At 51.6% G+C, this 18001-nt stretch carries 20 protein-coding genes and 3 tRNA genes; 18 read left to right on the top strand and 5 right to left on the bottom strand.

Annotated elements, in window-relative coordinates:
- Positions 1–79 precede the first annotated feature (79 nt).
- From AL479_RS23460 to AL479_RS23425, 8 genes are all read left to right on the top strand, one after another.
- Positions 80–155 (top strand) — tRNA-Gly (locus AL479_RS23460).
- 49 nt (positions 156–204) lie between these two features.
- Positions 205–278 (top strand) — tRNA-Cys (locus tag AL479_RS23455).
- Positions 279–290: 12 nt separating this feature from the next.
- Positions 291–377: transfer RNA gene (locus tag AL479_RS23450), tRNA-Leu, on the top strand.
- Positions 378–583: 206 nt separating this feature from the next.
- On the top strand, positions 584–1507 hold the full coding sequence (locus tag AL479_RS23445) for an alpha/beta hydrolase (RefSeq protein ID WP_061077868.1): 924 nt from the start codon (positions 584–586) through the stop codon (positions 1505–1507).
- Positions 1508–1592: 85 nt separating this feature from the next.
- Positions 1593–2399: an AraC family transcriptional regulator gene (locus AL479_RS23440; RefSeq protein WP_061077867.1), complete on the top strand. Its 807-nt coding sequence runs from the start codon at positions 1593–1595 to the stop codon at positions 2397–2399.
- An 83-nt stretch (positions 2400–2482) separates the two neighbouring features.
- On the top strand, positions 2483–3103 hold the full coding sequence (locus tag AL479_RS23435; RefSeq protein ID WP_061077866.1) for a LysE family translocator: 621 nt from the start codon (positions 2483–2485) through the stop codon (positions 3101–3103).
- A 68-nt stretch (positions 3104–3171) separates the two neighbouring features.
- Positions 3172–3471 (top strand): hypothetical protein, encoded by a 300-nt coding sequence (locus tag AL479_RS23430; protein ID WP_061077865.1) that lies wholly within the window; start codon positions 3172–3174, stop codon positions 3469–3471.
- A 111-nt stretch (positions 3472–3582) separates the two neighbouring features.
- On the top strand, positions 3583–4248 hold the full coding sequence (locus AL479_RS23425; RefSeq protein WP_043000313.1) for a YecA family protein: 666 nt from the start codon (positions 3583–3585) through the stop codon (positions 4246–4248).
- 28 nt (positions 4249–4276) lie between these two features.
- Here AL479_RS23425 and tyrP read toward each other — a convergent pair whose 3' ends face one another.
- Entirely contained in the window at positions 4277–5428 is a 1152-nt protein-coding gene (tyrP, locus tag AL479_RS23420) for a tyrosine transporter TyrP (protein ID WP_233622948.1), read from the bottom strand.
- A 252-nt stretch (positions 5429–5680) separates the two neighbouring features.
- Between tyrP and AL479_RS23415 the strand changes: the two genes are divergently transcribed.
- Positions 5681–5920, top strand: coding sequence for a YecH family metal-binding protein (locus AL479_RS23415; protein ID WP_061077863.1), 240 nt, complete (start codon positions 5681–5683; stop codon positions 5918–5920).
- A gap of 34 nt (positions 5921–5954) precedes the next feature.
- Here AL479_RS23415 and ftnA read toward each other — a convergent pair whose 3' ends face one another.
- Complete coding sequence (ftnA, locus tag AL479_RS23410) at positions 5955–6452, bottom strand: non-heme ferritin (protein ID WP_061077862.1); 498 nt, start codon at positions 6450–6452, stop codon at positions 5955–5957.
- A gap of 182 nt (positions 6453–6634) precedes the next feature.
- Entirely contained in the window at positions 6635–6970 is a 336-nt protein-coding gene (gene yecR, locus AL479_RS23405; RefSeq protein WP_061077861.1) for a YecR family lipoprotein, read from the bottom strand.
- Positions 6971–7229: 259 nt separating this feature from the next.
- Here yecR and AL479_RS23400 point away from each other — a divergent pair, with 259 nt between their 5' ends.
- A complete protein-coding gene (locus AL479_RS23400) occupies positions 7230–7868 on the top strand; it encodes an RpiB/LacA/LacB family sugar-phosphate isomerase (protein ID WP_061077860.1) in 639 nt (212 codons plus the stop codon).
- Positions 7869–7915: 47 nt separating this feature from the next.
- Here AL479_RS23400 and AL479_RS23395 read toward each other — a convergent pair whose 3' ends face one another.
- A complete protein-coding gene (locus AL479_RS23395; protein WP_061077859.1) occupies positions 7916–9334 on the bottom strand; it encodes an MFS transporter in 1419 nt (472 codons plus the stop codon).
- A gap of 213 nt (positions 9335–9547) precedes the next feature.
- Between AL479_RS23395 and azuC the strand changes: the two genes are divergently transcribed.
- Both azuC and AL479_RS23385 read left to right on the top strand, forming a co-directional pair.
- Complete coding sequence (gene azuC, locus AL479_RS23390; RefSeq protein WP_014229869.1) at positions 9548–9631, top strand: stress response protein AzuC; 84 nt, start codon at positions 9548–9550, stop codon at positions 9629–9631.
- A 122-nt stretch (positions 9632–9753) separates the two neighbouring features.
- Positions 9754–10005 carry a DUF2766 family protein gene (locus AL479_RS23385; protein ID WP_061077858.1) on the top strand — a complete coding sequence of 84 codons (252 nt, stop codon included), beginning with the start codon at positions 9754–9756 and terminating at the stop codon, positions 10003–10005.
- A gap of 130 nt (positions 10006–10135) precedes the next feature.
- Here AL479_RS23385 and AL479_RS23380 read toward each other — a convergent pair whose 3' ends face one another.
- A complete protein-coding gene (locus AL479_RS23380; protein ID WP_061077857.1) occupies positions 10136–10639 on the bottom strand; it encodes a non-heme ferritin-like protein in 504 nt (167 codons plus the stop codon).
- A gap of 520 nt (positions 10640–11159) precedes the next feature.
- Here AL479_RS23380 and AL479_RS23375 point away from each other — a divergent pair.
- The 6 genes from AL479_RS23375 to otsA all read left to right on the top strand — a co-directional run bounded on the left by AL479_RS23375 (position 11160) and on the right by otsA (position 17994).
- The gene (locus tag AL479_RS23375; protein WP_061077856.1) at positions 11160–11717 is read left to right on the top strand and encodes a DJ-1/PfpI family protein; all 558 of its coding nucleotides are present in this window, start codon (positions 11160–11162) and stop codon (positions 11715–11717) included.
- A 318-nt stretch (positions 11718–12035) separates the two neighbouring features.
- Positions 12036–13025, top strand: a complete 990-nt coding sequence (araF, locus tag AL479_RS23365; protein WP_061077855.1) for an arabinose ABC transporter substrate-binding protein AraF — start codon at positions 12036–12038, stop codon at positions 13023–13025.
- Between the two features lie 85 nt (positions 13026–13110).
- Positions 13111–14625, top strand: coding sequence for an arabinose ABC transporter ATP-binding protein AraG (gene araG / locus AL479_RS23360; RefSeq protein ID WP_061077854.1), 1515 nt, complete (start codon positions 13111–13113; stop codon positions 14623–14625).
- A 14-nt stretch (positions 14626–14639) separates the two neighbouring features.
- Positions 14640–15632, top strand: coding sequence for an arabinose ABC transporter permease AraH (gene araH, locus AL479_RS23355; RefSeq protein WP_061077853.1), 993 nt, complete (start codon positions 14640–14642; stop codon positions 15630–15632).
- 165 nt (positions 15633–15797) lie between these two features.
- Complete coding sequence (otsB, locus tag AL479_RS23350; RefSeq protein WP_061077852.1) at positions 15798–16598, top strand: trehalose-phosphatase; 801 nt, start codon at positions 15798–15800, stop codon at positions 16596–16598.
- A complete protein-coding gene (gene otsA / locus AL479_RS23345) occupies positions 16573–17994 on the top strand; it encodes an alpha,alpha-trehalose-phosphate synthase (protein ID WP_061077851.1) in 1422 nt (473 codons plus the stop codon). Before otsB ends, otsA begins: the two co-directional genes overlap by 26 nt.
- The last annotated feature ends 7 nt before the right edge of the window (positions 17995–18001 follow it).

Below are 18001 nucleotides of genomic sequence, written 5' to 3'. Positions count from 1 at the left end.
GTAGAATGCAACGCATCGAACGGCAGCACAGATTGCCAGACGATAGTAAAATCAAGTGATTAACGATTTACTTGATGATGCGGGAATAGCTCAGTTGGTAGAGCACGACCTTGCCAAGGTCGGGGTCGCGAGTTCGAGTCTCGTTTCCCGCTCCAGATTAAGACATCGGCAGTTGCGGGTGTCAGTCGAAAGACAAAGATTTAAGGCGCGTTAGCAAAGCGGTTATGTAGCGGATTGCAAATCCGTCTAGTCCGGTTCGACTCCGGAACGCGCCTCCACTTTCTTCCCGAGCCCGGATGGTGGAATCGGTAGACACAAGGGATTTAAAATCCCTCGGCGTTCGCGCTGTGCGGGTTCAAGTCCCGCTCCGGGTACCATGGGAAAAAGCAGAATAATCAAAGCAATAAGCAGTGTCGTGAAACCACCTACGGGTGGTTTTTTTGTGTCTGAAATTCAGTTTCCTAACATAAAACGCTATTTTTGACCGCCAACACATTTCATGGACGAGAGTGCGTTGTTCTAAAACCGAACGCGTTTTCTGTATACTGATCTCCAGTCTGCCGATTCGCAGTGAGGCGAAATAATGTTAAGCATTGAAGCTAAGCGCAAAAAAGAAGCACTTTTCAGGAATTACGCGAGTAATGTAGATTTTGTGCTTAACACGCCTCTTCATGAGCAAAGAAGAATATGGGAAGAAGGGGCAATAAATGTTCCGTTACCCGAAAATATCAGTACAGAAATAGTCGATGAAGAGGGTATTTCAGCAGAGTGGGTGCGACATTCGCAGGCCGAAAAGCGGAAAGTCATTCTGTATCTTCATGGCGGAGGTAACAGTCAGGGATCAAGTATCACACACCGGAAACTGGTTGGACATATTGTCCATTGTGCAAAAGTGAATGCCCTCACGCTCAATTATTCATTAGCGCCTGAAAATCCCTTTCCCGCTGGTTTGATGGATGCCAGATATGCCTGGCAGTGGCTATTAGCGCAGGGGTATCGGCCTGATGAGATCATTCTTGGCGGTGACTCAAGCGGCGGCGGATTGGTTTTATCTCTGCTTCTGCTACTGAAAAAAGAAAATTCTCCGTTGCCGCATTCCGGCTTTTTGTTATCTCCTATGCTTGATTACACCTTATCGGGTGACAGCATTTCTTCTTGTGCAAAGAAGGACCCGATGATCTGTATTGAGGATTTGCGGCAAACCGTTGCATACTACTGTTCTCACGCTGAAACATCGAATCCGCTGGTTTCTCCCCTTTTTGGCGATCTGACAGGGCTCCCCCCTCTCCTGATACAGACGGGAAGCGATGAATTACTTCTCGATGACTCGATCCGCCTGGCAAAACAGGCGACAGAGGTGGGCGTCAACGTTCAAATTGAAGTCTGGAATGGTTTGTGGCACGTATTCCAGTCATCCGCCGGAAAAATACCAGAAGCACGCCGGGCGATAAGCAGAATCGCATCCTTTTTATTTAGGCCTGACCAGCTCCGTTCCGATAAACAGTAAAAGATCGGTCGTCTGTCTCCGTTTCAAAGGGTATCTTTAGAGTGAACCTGGAATTCACTGCATCCGTTGTCACGAGAGAACGACCATGAAAAAAGACGTTCATCAGGTAAAACAGCACCGTTGTGTGATCCCTGATGTTGAAATACTGTCGTTATATTCAGAGCGCGCTTTCCCGCGTCACTCCCATGATCAATTCGGCATCGGGGTTTTCATCCAGGGAAGCCATCGTTCATGGAGTAATATCGGCAATGTCAATGCGGTAACAGGGGATATCATCATGGTCAATCCCGGCGAAATTCACGACGGGATCCCCGCTACGGGTCCGCGGGGTTGGCACATGCTGTATATCAATCCTGACGTCTTTATAAAAGAATGGAATACCAACTTATCGACAGGTGATCTGACTCTGAAACCGGTGGCTCACGATCCCGCACTCGGTTTGATGATTCAGCAGTTTTTTAGCCAGTCGGCTGCTGGTGAGCCGGACACCATGGCGATTGAAGAGATGCTCATGCGTTGTCTGATGCTGGCCGGGCAACACCATACGCTTTCTGCCGTGCAGCGTATCCCGTATTCTCCGACGGTTCAGCGGGTAAAAGAGTTCATCGATGATGCCCCGGAAGAAAATATTACCCTCGCGGGGCTCGCCAACCTGTGCGATATCACCCGCTTCCAGCTCATTCGCTATTTTTCCCGGGAAGTGGGGATTACACCACATGCTTATCTTCTGCAGTCCCGGGTCCGGCTGGCAAAAAAACTCTTGTCGCAGGGCAAGAGGACGGTTGATGTTGCGGTGATGGCCGGTTTCTCCGATCAAAGCCATCTCACTCATGCATTTCAGAAGCAGACGGGCATAACACCGGGGCAATACCGCTCCGCCATGATTGATTAACCGTCTGCAATTTTCTACAAGATCTGCAGGGTTATCCTGATAAACACTGACTCTCTTATTATGTGTTCACCCGGGATAACGTTATGCAGATCAGTATCGAGTTCTTATTAACCTCATTTATTGTGATTATTTCGCCGGGAACCGGTGCGATCTATACCATTGCGATGGGGTTATCGCGAGGTGTCGCAATGAGTTTGCTGGCTGCCGTAGGGTGTACATTGGGGATTGTTCCGCATATGTTGGCCGCCATCACGGGATTAGCCGCTATTTTCTACTCCAGTGAAGTGGCGTTCACTGTCATCAAATATGCCGGGGTCGTGTGGCTGTTGTATATGGCGTGGAATATTATAAAAGAGAAATCAACGTTACAGCCTGATGACTGCGAAGTTTCTCAGTCAGGCGCGAAGGTCATCCTGCATGCGATATTTATCAATCTGTTAAATCCCAAATTATCACTGTTCTTTTTGGCCTTCTTACCGCAGTTTATTCAAACCACGTCCTCCGCACCGGCAACCAACATGTTGATATTGAGCCTGATCTTCATGTTAATGACGCTGTTTGTATTCATGCTGTATGGTATTTTTTCATCCTTCATGCGCAGGAAGGTATTAAATCATCCCACGATTTTGTCGGGATTACGAATCTTGTTTTCATGTGGTTTCGTGAGTCTGGCGGTGAATTTATTGTTAACCCCGCGTGGGTAGTGCGAGCCATGTCAATGGCATGCTATTTCTGTGGATAGGTTATTTGTCGGAACGGTTCCTGCAGCGTGATGAGAGATCATACTACAGGAATAGCCATTATTACGGGTAAAGTCGATGGCGAGACAAAGATTAATGTCAATCGGCTGGTCTATTTTAACTATACCCAGCAGTTCAGAACGCGGATCCTACATACAGCGCGCATTGTCAAAACCTTTTCCGATACCGTGACCGATGAGAAATTCGAAAAGATATTATCTCAATTCTTTCTGAAGAAAGGGGGAGAATTGACCCTGACCGTGGATGAGTATCAATCCGCGTATGTCTTTTCAAACGCCAATGTGCCGTATCTATTTTGCAGGAAGAAATGATGGGTAGAATTACTGCCACATGTGAGGTGTCCCACGCGGCAATCAGTATCCGTTTCCTCGTTCGCCATGTAAGATAGCCGCTGGCGAGAGTGTTTACCGAGGACAAGTATGATGAAAACGGGACCGTTGAACGAAAGTGAACTGGAGTGGCTGGATGATGTGCTGACCAAGTACAACACCGAACATGCCATTCTGGACGTGGCAGAACTGGATGGACTGCTGACGGCTGTACTCAGTTCACCCCGTGAAATTGAGCCAGAGCAGTGGCTGGTTGCCGTATGGGGTGGGGCGCAATATGTGCCGCGCTGGTCCTCTGAAAAAGAGATGACGCGTTTTATGAATCTCGCATTCCAGCATATGGCGGACACCGCTGACCGGTTGAATGATTTCCCGGAACAGTTTGAACCGCTGTTTGGTCTGCGCGAAATTGAAGGGCGTGAGATTACCATTGTGGAAGAGTGGTGCTTCGGCTACATGCGCGGCGTTGCGCTTTCCGACTGGTCTGCGCTACCGGATACACTGAAGCCAGCTCTTGACGCCATTGCGCTGCACGGTACAGAAGAGAATTTCGAGGTGGTTGAGAAACTGACCCCGGAAGCGTTTGAAGAAAGCGTTGAGGCGATCCGCCTGGCGGCGTTGGATCTGCACGCATACTGGATGGCGCATCCGCAGGAAACGCCAGTGCAGGTGCCGGTGAAAGCGGAAGTGAAAGTTGGCCGCAACGATCCGTGTCCGTGTGGAAGCGGTAAAAAATACAAGCAGTGCTGTCTGCACTGATCAAAAAGGGGCTGACGCCCCTTTTTCTTTATCCCACTTCGGGCAGCAGCCCGGCGGCAATCAGAAATTGTACGCCAATCACCACAATGCCACATGTAAACACCAGCGCTAATGCGGGGCGTCCGCCCAGTACGCGATAGCCCGCCTGCGGATTCTGTTTGCGACTCTGCCATGCCAGCAGTGAAGGGATGATCAGCGCCAGCACAGCCAGCGCGACACCGGCATAGCCCAGCGCCATCACAAAACCCCGTGGATAGAAGAGGGCGAAGGCCAGCGGCGGCAGAAAGGTAATCGCGCCGGTTTGCATCCGTCCAGCGGCTGTATTACGGCGTTGAAACAGATCGGCCAGATAATCGAACAGCCCCAGTGCGACGCCGAGGAAAGAGGTCGCCAGCGCTAAGTCAGCAAAAAGATGCACCGCCAGCTCAACGTGCGGCGAGGCGACGACTTCCCGTAGCGCCTGCAACAAACCATTCAACCCGGCATGATTTGCCAGCAGTCCCATAAACGTTGTGGAGTTGATGCTGCCGAGCGTCGCCAGTTGCCAGAAAATGTAGGCCACTAGCGGAATCGCGCTACCGGTAATAAACACCCACCGCAGTTTGCGGATGTTGCCGTCCATATAGCTCACGATGCTGGGAACGCTGCCGTGAAAGCCGAAAGAGGTGAAAATGACCGGGATAGCCGAAAGCGCCAACCCCTGCTCAAGCGGCAGGGTCAGAAGATTAACTTTATGAATGTGCGGCATCAGCAGCGCCAGCATCACCACCAGGAAAATTATCTTGGCGCTGAACAGAAAGCGGTTAAACAGATCGACCAACGAGGTGCCCACACAAACGACGCCGCCGGCAACAAAGGTGAATAGCAGGACGCCCGCGGTAGGCGACATCTCTGCGCCGGTCCAGTCGCTGATACTGGAGGCGAGCAATTCGCCCGCGCCGCTGATATAGGCTGCGGTCAGCGCGTACATCAGAAACATCATACTGAATCCGGTTATCCACTGACCGTAGCGTCCCAGGTAGCGTTTTGCCAGCGTGCCCAGTCCGGTGTCTGCCGGGACGTGCTGATACACTTCAAGCAGCAACAGCGCGGTGTAACACATCAATGCCCACAACCCAATCAATAACGCAAAAGTGACGCCAAAACCGACCCCGGCAGCCGCCAAAGGCATCGCCAGCATCCCTGCGCCAATCGTGGTGCCCGCCACGATGAAAACACTTCCCAGAGTTCTATTCTTCACGCTTTACACTGTCCCAGAGATAAACAACGGTTAGATCTGCGGCGCAGGGTAAGGCAAAACGTTATTTTCGTCAAATGACCGTTACATCGATTGTATAGTAATGTTTACGCTCTTAAATGAGCGCAACCTGCGTTAGCGCAAAGCAGCGGATGGCGTATCGCCGTAGGCTACGCACTTTATTGAGGAGGAATGATGGATTCTGTTCACGGTCACGAAGTGTTGAATATGATGATTGAGTCAGGCGAGAACTATTCTACGGCTAGCCTCGAAGCCGCGATTAAGGCGCGGTTTGGCGAAGCGGCGCGTTTTCATACCTGTTCAGCATCGGACATGACGGCGGGAGAGCTGGTGGCGTTTCTGGCGGCGAAAGGGAAATTTATCGCTCAGGATGACGGTTTCTCTACGCACGAAAGCAAGATCTGCCGTCATTAAGAAAAACGGTGAGGAATGTCCTCACCGTTGATGATTAATTTGCGGTATCGAGCGTAGACAGTTCTTTGTCGATAAAATACAAACCTTCGCCGCTTTTTCCTGCCAGCGTTAATTTATCAATCACCGATTTAAACAATTTCTCTTCTTCATGCTGTTCGGCAACATACCATTGCAAGAAATTAAAGGTCGGATAATCCTGACTGGTCATCGCGGCATGCGCCAGTTCGTTAATTTTTTGGGTGATCAGCTGTTCGTGTTCGTAAGTCACACGGAATAACTCATCCAGCGATGCATATTCAGCAAAAGGCGATGAGACGGGATTAATGCGCGGCAGGCTGCCGGTATCGGTCAGGTAGTCAAACAGACGCTGCATGTGCGTCATCTCTTCCTGTGCGTGGCGACGCAGGAACGCGGCGGCCCCTTCAAAACTGTGGTAGCTACACCAGGCACTCATCTGCTGATAGAGCAGGGAGGAATATAATTCCAGGTTCATTTGCTCATTCAGTTTGTCGATCATTTCTGTTTTCAGCATGACTTCGCTCCACAAAATTCATAAATATGTTGATGTGGCGTCACTATAATTTGTTATTTAAATATTTGCAAAAGGTAAAATAATAAATTTAATTATTAAAAATACGAATGGGAATAAAACGCATTTGCGCTATAAAATAATTAACGCGAGATAAATCAGGCCAGCCAATACTGGCCCGTAATTTAATAATAATGAGGTGCTGCTTGCGAAATGGCGATGCCCTGACATTGCCAGGAGAGTGTGATTTTTGTGTTCATACACAGGGAGCCAGCATAAACGCTACAGGTGCTGACGGGTTGACCGAATGGCTGGGCGCTGGCATAGCCTAGTTGCTGACACGCGCGTGTGGCGGTGCCCTGGGCGGTATAGTCGTCGGTATAGGCATTTTGCAGCATCGCCTGATCGTAACTCAATCGCACAACGCCGGTTGTTGCGCTGGCATCACTCACCTGTGCCTGTCTGTTGATCGCGCATCCTGTCAGGAGTATCAGTGAGAGGGCAATAAAAAGAGTCTTCATGGTATCGCTCTGAATGTTCGGTGATTCGCTATCCTAATTCACACATCGGCGTTTCAATGGCCTGAATAACTTATAGATCAGCAACGACTAATTCACACGACGACGGGCGCTTTGCGGTCAACAGAGGAAAATGTGAAACCGCTCCTCATTTTTAAAACCATCTTTCATTAAATTTGAAAGTAGGTTTGCTAAGTAGTACTGTGCGGTATCGTGATGACTCAAGGCGGGACTTCCCGCATCGCATTCAGGAGAAGACAGAATGAAAATTGCACTGATGATGGAAAACAGCCAGGCGGGTAAAAACGCCATCATTCACCGCGAGCTCAAAGCGGTTGCGGATGAAAAGGGTTTTCCGGTATTCAACGTCGGGATGAGCGACGAGAATGACCACCACCTGACCTACATCCACCTTGGCATCATGGCGAGCATTCTGCTGAATTCAAAAGCGGTTGATTTTGTGGTGACCGGCTGCGGTACAGGCCAGGGCGCGCTGATGTCGCTGAATATTCATCCGGGCGTGGTGTGCGGCTACTGCATCGATCCGGCGGATGCCTTCCTGTTCGCGCAGATTAACAACGGTAATGCGCTGTCTCTGCCGTTTGCGAAAGGATTTGGCTGGGGAGCGGAACTGAACGTGCGCTTTATCTTCGAGAAAGCCTTCACGGGGCGCAATGGAGAAGGGTATCCGCCAGAGCGTAAAGAACCGCAGGTGCGTAACGCCGGGATCCTTAACCAGGTCAAAGCGGCAGTCGTTAAAGACAACTATCTTGATACGCTGCGTGCGATCGATCCGCAACTGGTGAAGACAGCGGTTTCTGGTCAGCGTTTCCAGCAATGCTTCTTTGAAAATGGCCAGAGCAAAGAGATTGAAGCGTTCGTTCGCGAAATCCTCGGCTAATTTTTGCTGATAAGCCGGAGGGCGTAATGCGCATCCGGCTTTCCACCTCACTTCCTTGCAGACACCGCGCTGCCCGCATCTTTCACCAGTCGAAACGTATCCACCATGCCAAACAGGCAGATAAGCGCGATGGCCACAAACGCCAGCCGAAAACTGATGCCAGGAATTGCGCTCATTCCCAACCATTCACTCACATTCGCACCAATACGAATACCGATTGCTCCCAGTGAAATCCCCAGTCCAACGGCGAGCTGTGTCGCGGTACTGAATAAGGTATTGGCATAGCTCATCTGGGCAGAAGGAACGTCGGCGAAAGCCAGCGTGCTGATGCCGGTAAACTGAATCGAACGGAACACACCGCCGAGGTACAGCACCAGCAAAATAAGCCAGACAGGCGTGCTGGGGGTGATCAGCGCGCAGGCGAGCAGCGCCAGCACATTGAGCGCCCCGTTAATCAGCAGCAGCTTTTTAAAGCCGAGCCAGCGGATGAGCGGCGTGGTCGCGGGCTTAATGGTCAGATTGCCGACAAATACCGCCAGCACCAGCGAACCGGCCTGAAAGGCATTCATGCCAAATCCGACCTGAAACATGAGCGGCAGGAGAAAAGGCACGGCGCTGATTGAGGCGCGGAACAGCGATCCTCCGTACATTGTGACGCGAAACGTCGGCACCTGCATGGCGTCGAGGCGTATCATCGGCCAGGCGGCTCGCCGGAAGTGGCGCAAAGAAAAGGCAAATGTCCCCACGCCAAGCGCCAGCAGGGCTATCGTCAATCCGCTTTCGGGATGCTGTGAACCCAGCAGCTCCATCGCATAGACCAGACTGACCATCGCAATAGCAGTGGCGAGGAAACCGGGAAGATCAAAAGGACGCCGATCGTCATCGCGAATATTGGGAATAAATCGCAGCGCCAGTGCTATCGCCAACAGACCCAGCGGGACATTAATAAAGAAGATCCAGCGCCAGTTAGCGTAGCTGGTAATAAAACCGCCGAGCGGTGGGCCAATAATGGGGGCGACCAGGGCGGGCCAGGTTAAGGTGGCGATCGCCGTAATCAACTGATGCTTTGGCGTGATGCGTAAGACCGCTAAGCGCCCCACCGGAACCATTAACGCGCCCCCCACGCCCTGCAGGATACGCATTGCCAGAAAACTCTCCAGCGTTGTGGAAAGACCGCACAGCACGGAGGCGAGGGTGAAAATGGCGAGGGCAAGCGTAAAGATTTTGCGCGCGCCAAAGCGGTCAGCTATCCAGCCGCTGGCCGGGATGAGTACCGCCAGGGTAATCAGGTAGGCGCTGATCCCGATATTTAGATCAACCGCCTGAACACCGAAACTTTTGGCCATATCGGGCAGGGCGGTTGCGATTACCGTGCCGTCAATAAACTCCATGAAAAACGCCCCGGCGACAAGCAGGGCGGCAGGAGAGATACCCCGTTTGCTTTCTGTGATTCGATCTTCTTGCATGTTGAACTTGCCATTCAAAAAAAACTATAAAAATTTACCGGAACTGATAACTCTGTAGATGATTGATTTACCAGTTAAACAGGCATGAATGCAAAGGATATGTTAAATATTAATCGTGACACATATCACAAAATAGTTGATTTTTGTGACGGTAGTCATATTATGTGCACATAGACGATAACACCTGCATAACAACATAGTTGGAGTCATGCCATGAAACTGCGCAAAATCCTGAAAAGCATGTTTGAAAATTATTGCAAAACTTTCAAAGACGTACCGCCTGGCGCTATGTTCTGATTAAAAAAACCTGCTTCGGCAGGTTTTTTTATGCCTGTCATTTGCGGTTGCAGGTCTGGCTATCGTTTCGGCCTCTGAATCGGTACTATGACGGCCTTTCAACACTATCAGGAACGCCTACTATGTCCCAAACGCTGAATGCCGATCAGGAACTGGTCTCTGACGTTGTCGCCTGCCAGCTCGTCATCAAACAAATTCTCGATGTCCTCGACGTGATTGCTCCCGTTGAAGTTCGCGAAAAAATGACCAGCCAGCTGAAAAACATTGATTTTTCAACGCATCCCGCTGCGGCCGATCCCGTCACGCGGCGCGCTATCCAGAAAGCGATCGCACTGATTGAACTGAAATTCACGCCGCAGGGCGAAGCTCACTAAAATAAACCGTTGTTTTATATTTTAGAAATACTTTTTGCAATGCCTCCCCAAAGTGGGGGGGGCATCAGGCTGAAAGGGCTTTGCGAATTGGCCTGCCGGGGAGTGAAATGCAGGCCAATAATGTGGTCAATTAATGCTGTTGGTAATTGACGACGTTGAGCACGTGCTGATCGGTCTGCGCCGGGCACAGTCCCGCGCGTTTGGCGCTACGTACTTCTTCAAGAATCGTTTGTAACAACAGCCCATCTTGCTGTTGTTCTTTTTCCAGCGTGTGGAGAAAATCCAGGGTAGGCGCATCGTTCATGGCTTCCGCTTCGTCGGTGAGCTGCGAAAGCGTACTGGCGCGCTGTTCATAATCATCCATCGTTTTCTGAAACAGTTCTTCCAGCGAATGTAAATCTTCGCCCGGTACATCAATGGCCTTAACGACCGGATTCGCCCCGGCATTTTTCATGAAGTTAAACATGCGCATCATTTGGGTGACGTTACTCTGGGCCTGAGTACGTAAGAAAGTCGCAGTACCCATCAGACGGTGTTCAGAACACCACTCACTCAGATGGAGATAGAGATTGGAAGCATAAAACTCAAGATTCATTTGATTATTGAGTTTGTGTACCATTCCAACTGCAGCCATATCAATATCCTTATTTCCTGATAGAAGGGATGTGCAGCGCTAATCTGCACAACTTACTGTTAGCAGAATAAGTCCATTCTGCCAGTCCATTATGTGATCGAAGAGTCAATTCCATCGCGAATCGAAAATAAGCATACCTGCATTAATGAAATAAGAAAATCCTTAAATGGCAATGTTTATGATTTTTTACATATTACTGAAGGTAATACATCAAGCTGTATTTAGTAAACATAATGTGAAATTATATATCTGATTGATTTTGTTATGGTGTGAATGATTTATATGGTTTTGAAATGGTGTTTCAAGTCACAAAAGTGAATGATTTAGCATGGTAATATCAGAATATTGATAATCTCTGCCGTCCCTGCCGCGATAATAATCCTGTGAAACCGTTCTGGCAGAAATAATGCCGGTCTTTCTCTTGCTGAAAATCAGGGCAGCGACATCTTGTTCAATTATAACCGAATGATTAATTCGTCATTTTCGGTGTTATCAGCCTGTAATAAATGAGGAAAGGTGAATGAAAAGAGTGGCCGTCTTGCTGGCATCGGGTTTCGAGGAAGCGGAAGCGATCGTTACCATTGATATCTTGCGTCGTCTGAATATTGACGTAGATACCCTGGCCTGCGCGGAGTCTCGCGCCGTAGTGAGCTACCACGATCTCCCGATGGTGGCCGATGACACCCTGGCGGGGCAACGAGAACGCCTGTATGACGCAGTAGTGCTGCCGGGAGGGCCGCAGGGAAGCATGAACCTGGCGGCGAATCCACAGGTTATCGAGTTTATCTCGCGCCATGATGCCGCCGGAAAATTAATTTGTCCCATTTGCTCAGCGGCTGCACGTGTATTAGGCGGCAACGGCTTACTGAAGGGGCGTCGTTATGTCTGCTCAGGCGACCTCTATGACGCGGTGACCGATGGCGTTTATGTTGATGCGCCGGTTGTGGAGGATGGTAATCTCCTGAGTGGAAAAGGATTAGGCCATATTTTTGATTTTGCCCTGACGCTGTCAGCCCGTTTATTAGGCAATGACCAACCCGTTCGTGAACATGCTGAGCATATTTATTATCCGTGGTAATCCGTTGGTTCCCGGATACTGGCGTATTCGGGAACAAGGATTTGCGAGCTGACCTTATGGATTAATGTGCTACGCCACTTTTTATTTGTCTGACAATTCCCCCGTTTCTTATGTCATTTTCCGCTGAATTTATGTACGCAATTACTGTAATTCTGCGGTGTGATGCCGCTCTCCTATGGAGAATCAATTTCCCGCTACAACTATTCCAGCACTGGCATTTATCTTGAGTTCTTTTGGTAATGCCTTGTTTTTCGTCTGAATTACATAAAGTCGTTAAATATTACCCTACATAAAATGACGCTAAAGCTGGAGTTAACCATGCACAAATTCACTAAAGCGCTGGCAGCCATCGGTCTGGCTGCCGTTATGTCACAATCCGCTATGGCAGAATCGATGAAGCTGGGTTTTCTGGTGAAACAACCGGAAGAACCCTGGTTCCAGACGGAGTGGAAATTTGCCGATAAAGCCGGGAAAGATTTGGGCTTTGAAGTGATTAAAATTGCGGTGCCGGACGGCGAGAAGACGCTGAATGCGATCGACAGCCTGGCGGCAAGCGGGGCGAAGGGGTTTGTTATTTGTACCCCGGATCCAAAACTGGGGTCCGCTATCGTCGCGAAGGCGCGCGGCTACGACATGAAAGTGATCGCCGTGGACGATCAGTTCGTCAATGCCAAAGGCAAACCGATGGATACCGTCCCACTGGTCATGATGGCGGCAACCAAAATCGGCGAGCGTCAGGGCCAGGAACTGTATAAAGAGATGCAGAAACGGGGCTGGGACGTCAAAGAGAGCGCGGTGATGGCGATTACCGCTAACGAACTGGACACCGCGCGTCGTCGTACTTCCGGCTCGATGGAAGCGCTGAAAGCCGCAGGCTTCCCGGAAAAACAGATCTACCAGGTTCCTACCAAATCTAACGATATCCCCGGCGCATTTGATGCCGCCAACTCCATGCTGGTTCAGCACCCTGAAGTCAAACACTGGCTGATTGTCGGCATGAACGATAACACCGTACTCGGTGGCGTGCGCGCCACCGAAGGCCAGGGCTTTAAGGCGGCGGACGTGATCGGCATTGGTATCAATGGCGTTGACGCAGTGAGCGAACTGTCGAAAGCGCAGGCGACCGGTTTCTTCGGTTCACTGCTGCCCAGCCCGGACGTTCACGGTTATAAATCCAGCGAAATGCTCTACAACTGGGTGACGAAAGGCGCAGAACCACCGGCATTCACCGAAGTGACTGACGTGGTGCTGATCACCCGTGACAACTTCAAAGAAGAGCTGGCGAAAAAAGGGTTAGGCGGTAAGTAAGACGACAGCAAGTGAAAGGCCGGATGGCGTCGCTCATGCTGTCATCCGGCAACCGGTTAGAACGATACTGACTCACGGAGACGTTATGCAACAGTCTACCCCGTATCTCTCATTTCGCGGCATTGGTAAAACCTTCCCCGGCGTTAAAGCGCTTACGGATATCAGTTTTGACTGTTACGCCGGTCAGGTGCATGCGCTGATGGGTGAAAATGGCGCCGGGAAATCAACACTCTTAAAAATTCTCAGCGGTAACTATGCGCCAACCACGGGATCTTTGGCGATTCGCGAGCAGGAAATGAGCTTCGCAGATACCACCGCCGCGCTGAATGCCGGCGTTGCCATTATTTACCAGGAACTGCATCTCGTGCCGGAGATGACCGTTGCTGAGAATATCTATCTCGGTCAGCTTCCGCACAAAGGCGGCATTGTGAATCGCACCCTGCTCAATTATGAAGCGGGCCTGCAACTCAAACATCTGGGGATGGATATCGACCCCGCGACGCCCCTGAAGTATCTCTCCATCGGCCAATGGCAGATGGTGGAAATCGCCAAAGCGCTGGCGCGCAACGCCAAGATTATTGCCTTTGACGAACCGACCAGCTCGCTCTCTGCAAGGGAGATCGAAAACCTGTTTCGGGTGATCCGCGAATTGCGTAAAGAAGGGCGCGTCATTCTGTATGTCTCGCACCGTATGGAAGAGATCTTCGCGCTCAGCGATGCGATCACTGTGTTTAAAGATGGCCGCTACGTGAAAACCTTTACCGACATGCAGCAGGTCAACCACGATGCGCTGGTGCAGGCGATGGTGGGGCGCGATCTGGGTGACATCTACGGCTGGCAGTCTCGCCCCTATGGCGCAGAGCGCCTGCGCCTGCATGAAGTCAAAGCGCAGGGCGTACGCATGCCTGTCAGCCTGACGGTTCGCAGCGGGGAAATTGTCGGACTGTTTGGCCTGGTAGGCGCGGGCCGTAGTGAGTTGATGAAAGGCTTATTTGGCGGCACCCGTATCAGCGAAGGGCAGGTGTATATCGATGAACAACCGATCGACATTCGCAAGCCGGCGAATGCTATCGCGGCAGGAATGATGTTGTGCCCGGAAGACCGGAAAGCGGAGGGGATCATCCCGGTGCATTCGGTACGCGACAACATCAACATCAGCGCCCGGCGTAAGCATGTGCTGGGGGGATGTGTGATCAACAACGGATGGGAGGAGACTAATGCCGACCATCATATTCGCTCGCTGAACATCAAAACCCCTGGTGCCGAACAGCTGATCATGAACCTTTCCGGTGGTAACCAGCAAAAGGCGATTCTTGGTCGCTGGCTATCGGAAGAGATGAAAGTGATTTTGCTCGACGAACCGACGCGTGGGATTGACGTTGGCGCGAAGCACGAAATTTATAACGTTATTTATGCCCTGGCCGCGCGCGGCGTTGCCGTGCTGTTCGCCTCCAGTGACCTGCCGGAAGTCCTCGGCGTGGCAGACCGTATTGTGGTGATGCGGGAAGGTGAGATCGCCGGGGAATTACTTCATGAACAGGCGGATGAGCGCCAGGCGCTGAGCCTCGCGATGCCTAAAGTCAGCCAGGCTGTCGCCTGAGAAAGGAGAGAACGATGTCTTCCGTAACAACTTCCGGATCGGGCGCGCCAAAGTCGCCGTCGCCTTTTAGCCTGGGACGTATCTGGGATCAGTATGGCATGCTGGTGGTATTCGCTGTCCTGTTCCTCGCCTGCGCCATTTTTGTGCCGAATTTCGCGACATTCATCAATATGAAAGGGCTGGGGCTGGCGATCTCCATGTCGGGCATGGTGGCCTGCGGCATGTTGTTCTGCCTGGCGTCAGGGGATTTCGACCTGTCCGTGGCGTCAGTGATTGCCTGCGCCGGGGTGACCACCGCAGTGGTCATCAATCTGACCGAAAGCCTGTGGATTGGCGTGGGGGCAGGCCTGTTGCTGGGCGTGCTGTGCGGGCTGGTTAACGGCTTCGTGATTGCACAACTCAAGATCAACGCCCTGATCACCACGCTGGCAACGATGCAAATCGTTCGTGGCCTGGCGTATATCATTTCCGACGGCAAAGCGGTGGGGATTGAAGACGAGCGTTTCTTCACCCTTGGCTACGCCAACTGGTTCGGTTTACCGGCGCCAATCTGGTTGACGGTGGGCTGCCTGATTATCTTTGGCTTGCTGTTAAACAAAACGACCTTCGGGCGTAATACGCTGGCAATTGGGGGCAACGAAGAGGCGGCGCGTCTGGCCGGGGTGCCGGTGGTGCGGACCAAAATCATTATTTTCGTGCTCTCTGGTCTGGTCTCTGCGGCAGCCGGGATTATTCTCGCCTCGCGTATGACGAGTGGACAGCCGATGACCTCCATTGGCTATGAACTGATCGTCATCTCCGCCTGCGTGTTAGGCGGCGTTTCCCTGAAGGGCGGCATCGGAAAAATCTCATATGTGGTGGCGGGTGTCCTGATCCTGGGGACCGTGGAGAATGCGATGAACCTGCTGAATATTTCACCCTTCGCCCAGTACGTTGTACGCGGCTTGATCCTGCTGGCAGCGGTGATCTTCGACCGTTACAAACAAAAAGCGAAGCGTACGGTCTGATAAAAAAAGTCCAACTTTTTAGTCTAGTTCCTCTCCTTTGCCAGCCGCTACCCCGGCTGGCAATTGTCTTTCCAAATGGCGAGCATCGTCACACTGTCTATACTTACGGTTGCTTATGAGGCGCGATCCGCGCGGCTCAAAGAGAACAATAAGGAGGAGTACCGGGTGGCAGAACCGTTAACCGTAACCCCTGAACAGTCCGTGCACTATGCTTATTTTTTTGATCTCGATGGAACCCTTGCGGAGTTAAAGCCGCATCCAGACCAGGTGGTGATTCCTCCCACGATCCTTCAGATGCTCCACCAACTTGCAGAATGCAACGCAGGGGCTCTGGCATTGATTTCAGGGCGCTCAATGGTTGAACTTGACGCGTTGGCTAACCCCTGGCGCTTTCCGCTGGCAGGCGTACATGGGGCTGAACGCCGTGACATCAATGGGAAAATGCATATCGTGCATCTCCCTTCGGCAATAGAACGCGATATCAGCGTGCAGTTACATACGGCGCTGATGAATCTGCCGGGGACGGAAGTGGAGACCAAAGGCATGGCGTTTGCGCTGCACTATCGACAGGCGCCAGAACATGAAGCTGCGCTGCAGGCGTTGGCGCTACGCATTACGCAAACCTGGCCGCAGCTAGCGCTCCAGCAAGGGAAGTGCGTTGTCGAAATTAAGCCGAAAGGCACTAACAAAGGTGAAGCGATAGCCGCGTTTATGCGTGAAGCGCCGTTTGCCGGGCGGGTCCCTGTTTTTCTGGGTGACGATCTGACCGATGAGGCCGGGTTTCGCGTGGTGAACGAGGCGGGGGGCATTTCAGTGAAGGTAGGAGAGGGGGAGACGCAGGCGCAATGGCGATTAGCCGGAGTGCCAGACGTCTGGCGCTGGCTGGAGTCTGTTTACACTGCACAACAAGAAAAAAACATGAATGACAGGAGAGATGGCAATGAGTCGTTTAGTCGTAGTATCTAATCGAATAGCGCCTCCGGATAACAAAACCAGTGCGGGCGGCCTGGCCGTTGGGATACTGGGTGCGCTGAAAGCGGCAGGAGGACTGTGGTTCGGTTGGAGTGGCGAACTGGGTAACGAGGATCAGCCATTAAAAAAGGTCACCCGGGGCAACATCACCTGGGCGTCGTTTAACCTGAGCGAAAAAGATCACGAAGAGTATTACAACCAGTTTTCTAACGCGGTGTTATGGCCGGCTTTTCATTATCGGCTGGATCTGGTGAACTTCCAGCGCACCGCCTGGGAAGGCTATCAGCGTGTGAATGCGCACCTGGCAGACAAACTCCTGCCGCTCTTAAAAGAGGATGACATCCTCTGGATCCATGATTATCACCTGCTGCCGTTTGCCAGCGAACTGCGTAAGCGCGGGGTGAACAACCGGATCGGATTTTTCCTGCATATTCCCTTTCCCACGCCGGAGATTTTTAACGCGCTGCCGTCATCAGATATTCTCCTTGAGCAGATGTGCGATTTTGATCTGCTGGGATTTCAAACTGAAAACGATCGCCAGGCTTTCCTCGACAGCCTTTCCAGCCTGACGAGAGTCAGTTCCCGCGATCCGAAGAACCACACCGCGTGGGGGAAACATTTTCACACCGCGGTCTATCCTATCGGTATTGAACCGGAGGAGATTACCCGACAGGCGTCGGGGCCGTTACCGCCGAAGCTGGCTCAGCTAAAGGCAGAGTTAAAAAACCTCAAGAATATCTTTTCCGTTGAGCGACTGGATTACTCAAAAGGGCTTCCGGAGCGTTTTCAGGCTTATGAGGCGTTGCTGGAGAAATTCCCCCAACATCACGGAAAAATTCGTTACACGCAGATTGCGCCCACTTCCCGTGGCGATGTGCAGGCGTATCAGGATATCCGTCATCAACTTGAGACGGAAGCCGGGCGCATTAACGGTAAGTATGGTCAGTTGGGCTGGACGCCGCTGTTTTATCTCAATCAGCATTTTGAACGCAAACTGTTGATGAAAGTATTCCGTGCGTCGGATGTGGGGCTGGTCACGCCGCTGCGCGATGGTATGAATCTGGTGGCGAAAGAATTCGTTGCCGCCCAGGATCCCGCCAATCCAGGCGTCCTGGTGCTGTCTCAGTTCGCCGGTGCGGCAAATGAACTGACCTCAGCGCTGATCGTCAATCCTTACGATCGTGATGAAGTTGCGGCAGCGCTGAATCGCGCACTCACGATGCCGCTGGCCGAACGTATTTCGCGTCATGCTGAGATGCTGGAGGTGATTGTCAAAAACGACATCAATCACTGGCAGGAGCAGTTTATCTGCGATCTAAAGACGATCACCCCGCGCAGCGCTGAAACTCTTCAGCAGCGCAAAGTCGCGACGTTTCCCAAGCTTGCCTGAGCGACGA

The sequence above is a fragment of the Citrobacter amalonaticus genome (assembly GCF_001559075.2).
Lineage (GTDB): Bacteria > Pseudomonadota > Gammaproteobacteria > Enterobacterales > Enterobacteriaceae > Citrobacter_A > Citrobacter_A amalonaticus_F.
Note: the sequence above shows the minus strand (reverse complement) of the source record. Positions and strands in the feature narration are given on the sequence as shown.

Bases quoted from the DNA above. Each gene is read 5' to 3' on its own strand.
- yecR (WP_061077861.1), bottom strand. From the start codon at position 6,970: ATGAAGACTCTTTTTATTGCCCTCTCACTGATACTCCTGACAGGATGC.
- AL479_RS23430 (WP_061077865.1), top strand. From the start codon at position 3,172: ATGAGAGATCATACTACAGGAATAGCCATTATTACGGGTAAAGTCGAT.
- AL479_RS23440 (WP_061077867.1), top strand. From the start codon at position 1,593: ATGAAAAAAGACGTTCATCAGGTAAAACAGCACCGTTGTGTGATCCCT.
- tyrP (WP_233622948.1), bottom strand. From the start codon at position 5,428: ATGCTGGCGATGCCTTTGGCGGCTGCCGGGGTCGGTTTTGGCGTCACT.
- AL479_RS23435 (WP_061077866.1), top strand. From the start codon at position 2,483: ATGCAGATCAGTATCGAGTTCTTATTAACCTCATTTATTGTGATTATT.
- ftnA (WP_061077862.1), bottom strand. From the start codon at position 6,452: ATGCTGAAAACAGAAATGATCGACAAACTGAATGAGCAAATGAACCTG.
- AL479_RS23445 (WP_061077868.1), top strand. From the start codon at position 584: ATGTTAAGCATTGAAGCTAAGCGCAAAAAAGAAGCACTTTTCAGGAAT.
- AL479_RS23425 (WP_043000313.1), top strand. From the start codon at position 3,583: ATGAAAACGGGACCGTTGAACGAAAGTGAACTGGAGTGGCTGGATGAT.
- araF (WP_061077855.1), top strand. From the start codon at position 12,036: ATGCACAAATTCACTAAAGCGCTGGCAGCCATCGGTCTGGCTGCCGTT.
- AL479_RS23400 (WP_061077860.1), top strand. From the start codon at position 7,230: ATGAAAATTGCACTGATGATGGAAAACAGCCAGGCGGGTAAAAACGCC.
- azuC (WP_014229869.1), top strand. From the start codon at position 9,548: ATGAAACTGCGCAAAATCCTGAAAAGCATGTTTGAAAATTATTGCAAA.
- AL479_RS23380 (WP_061077857.1), bottom strand. From the start codon at position 10,639: ATGGCTGCAGTTGGAATGGTACACAAACTCAATAATCAAATGAATCTT.
- AL479_RS23385 (WP_061077858.1), top strand. From the start codon at position 9,754: ATGTCCCAAACGCTGAATGCCGATCAGGAACTGGTCTCTGACGTTGTC.
- araH (WP_061077853.1), top strand. From the start codon at position 14,640: ATGTCTTCCGTAACAACTTCCGGATCGGGCGCGCCAAAGTCGCCGTCG.
- AL479_RS23395 (WP_061077859.1), bottom strand. From the start codon at position 9,334: ATGCAAGAAGATCGAATCACAGAAAGCAAACGGGGTATCTCTCCTGCC.
- araG (WP_061077854.1), top strand. From the start codon at position 13,111: ATGCAACAGTCTACCCCGTATCTCTCATTTCGCGGCATTGGTAAAACC.
- AL479_RS23415 (WP_061077863.1), top strand. From the start codon at position 5,681: ATGGATTCTGTTCACGGTCACGAAGTGTTGAATATGATGATTGAGTCA.
- AL479_RS23375 (WP_061077856.1), top strand. From the start codon at position 11,160: ATGAAAAGAGTGGCCGTCTTGCTGGCATCGGGTTTCGAGGAAGCGGAA.
- otsA (WP_061077851.1), top strand. From the start codon at position 16,573: ATGAGTCGTTTAGTCGTAGTATCTAATCGAATAGCGCCTCCGGATAAC.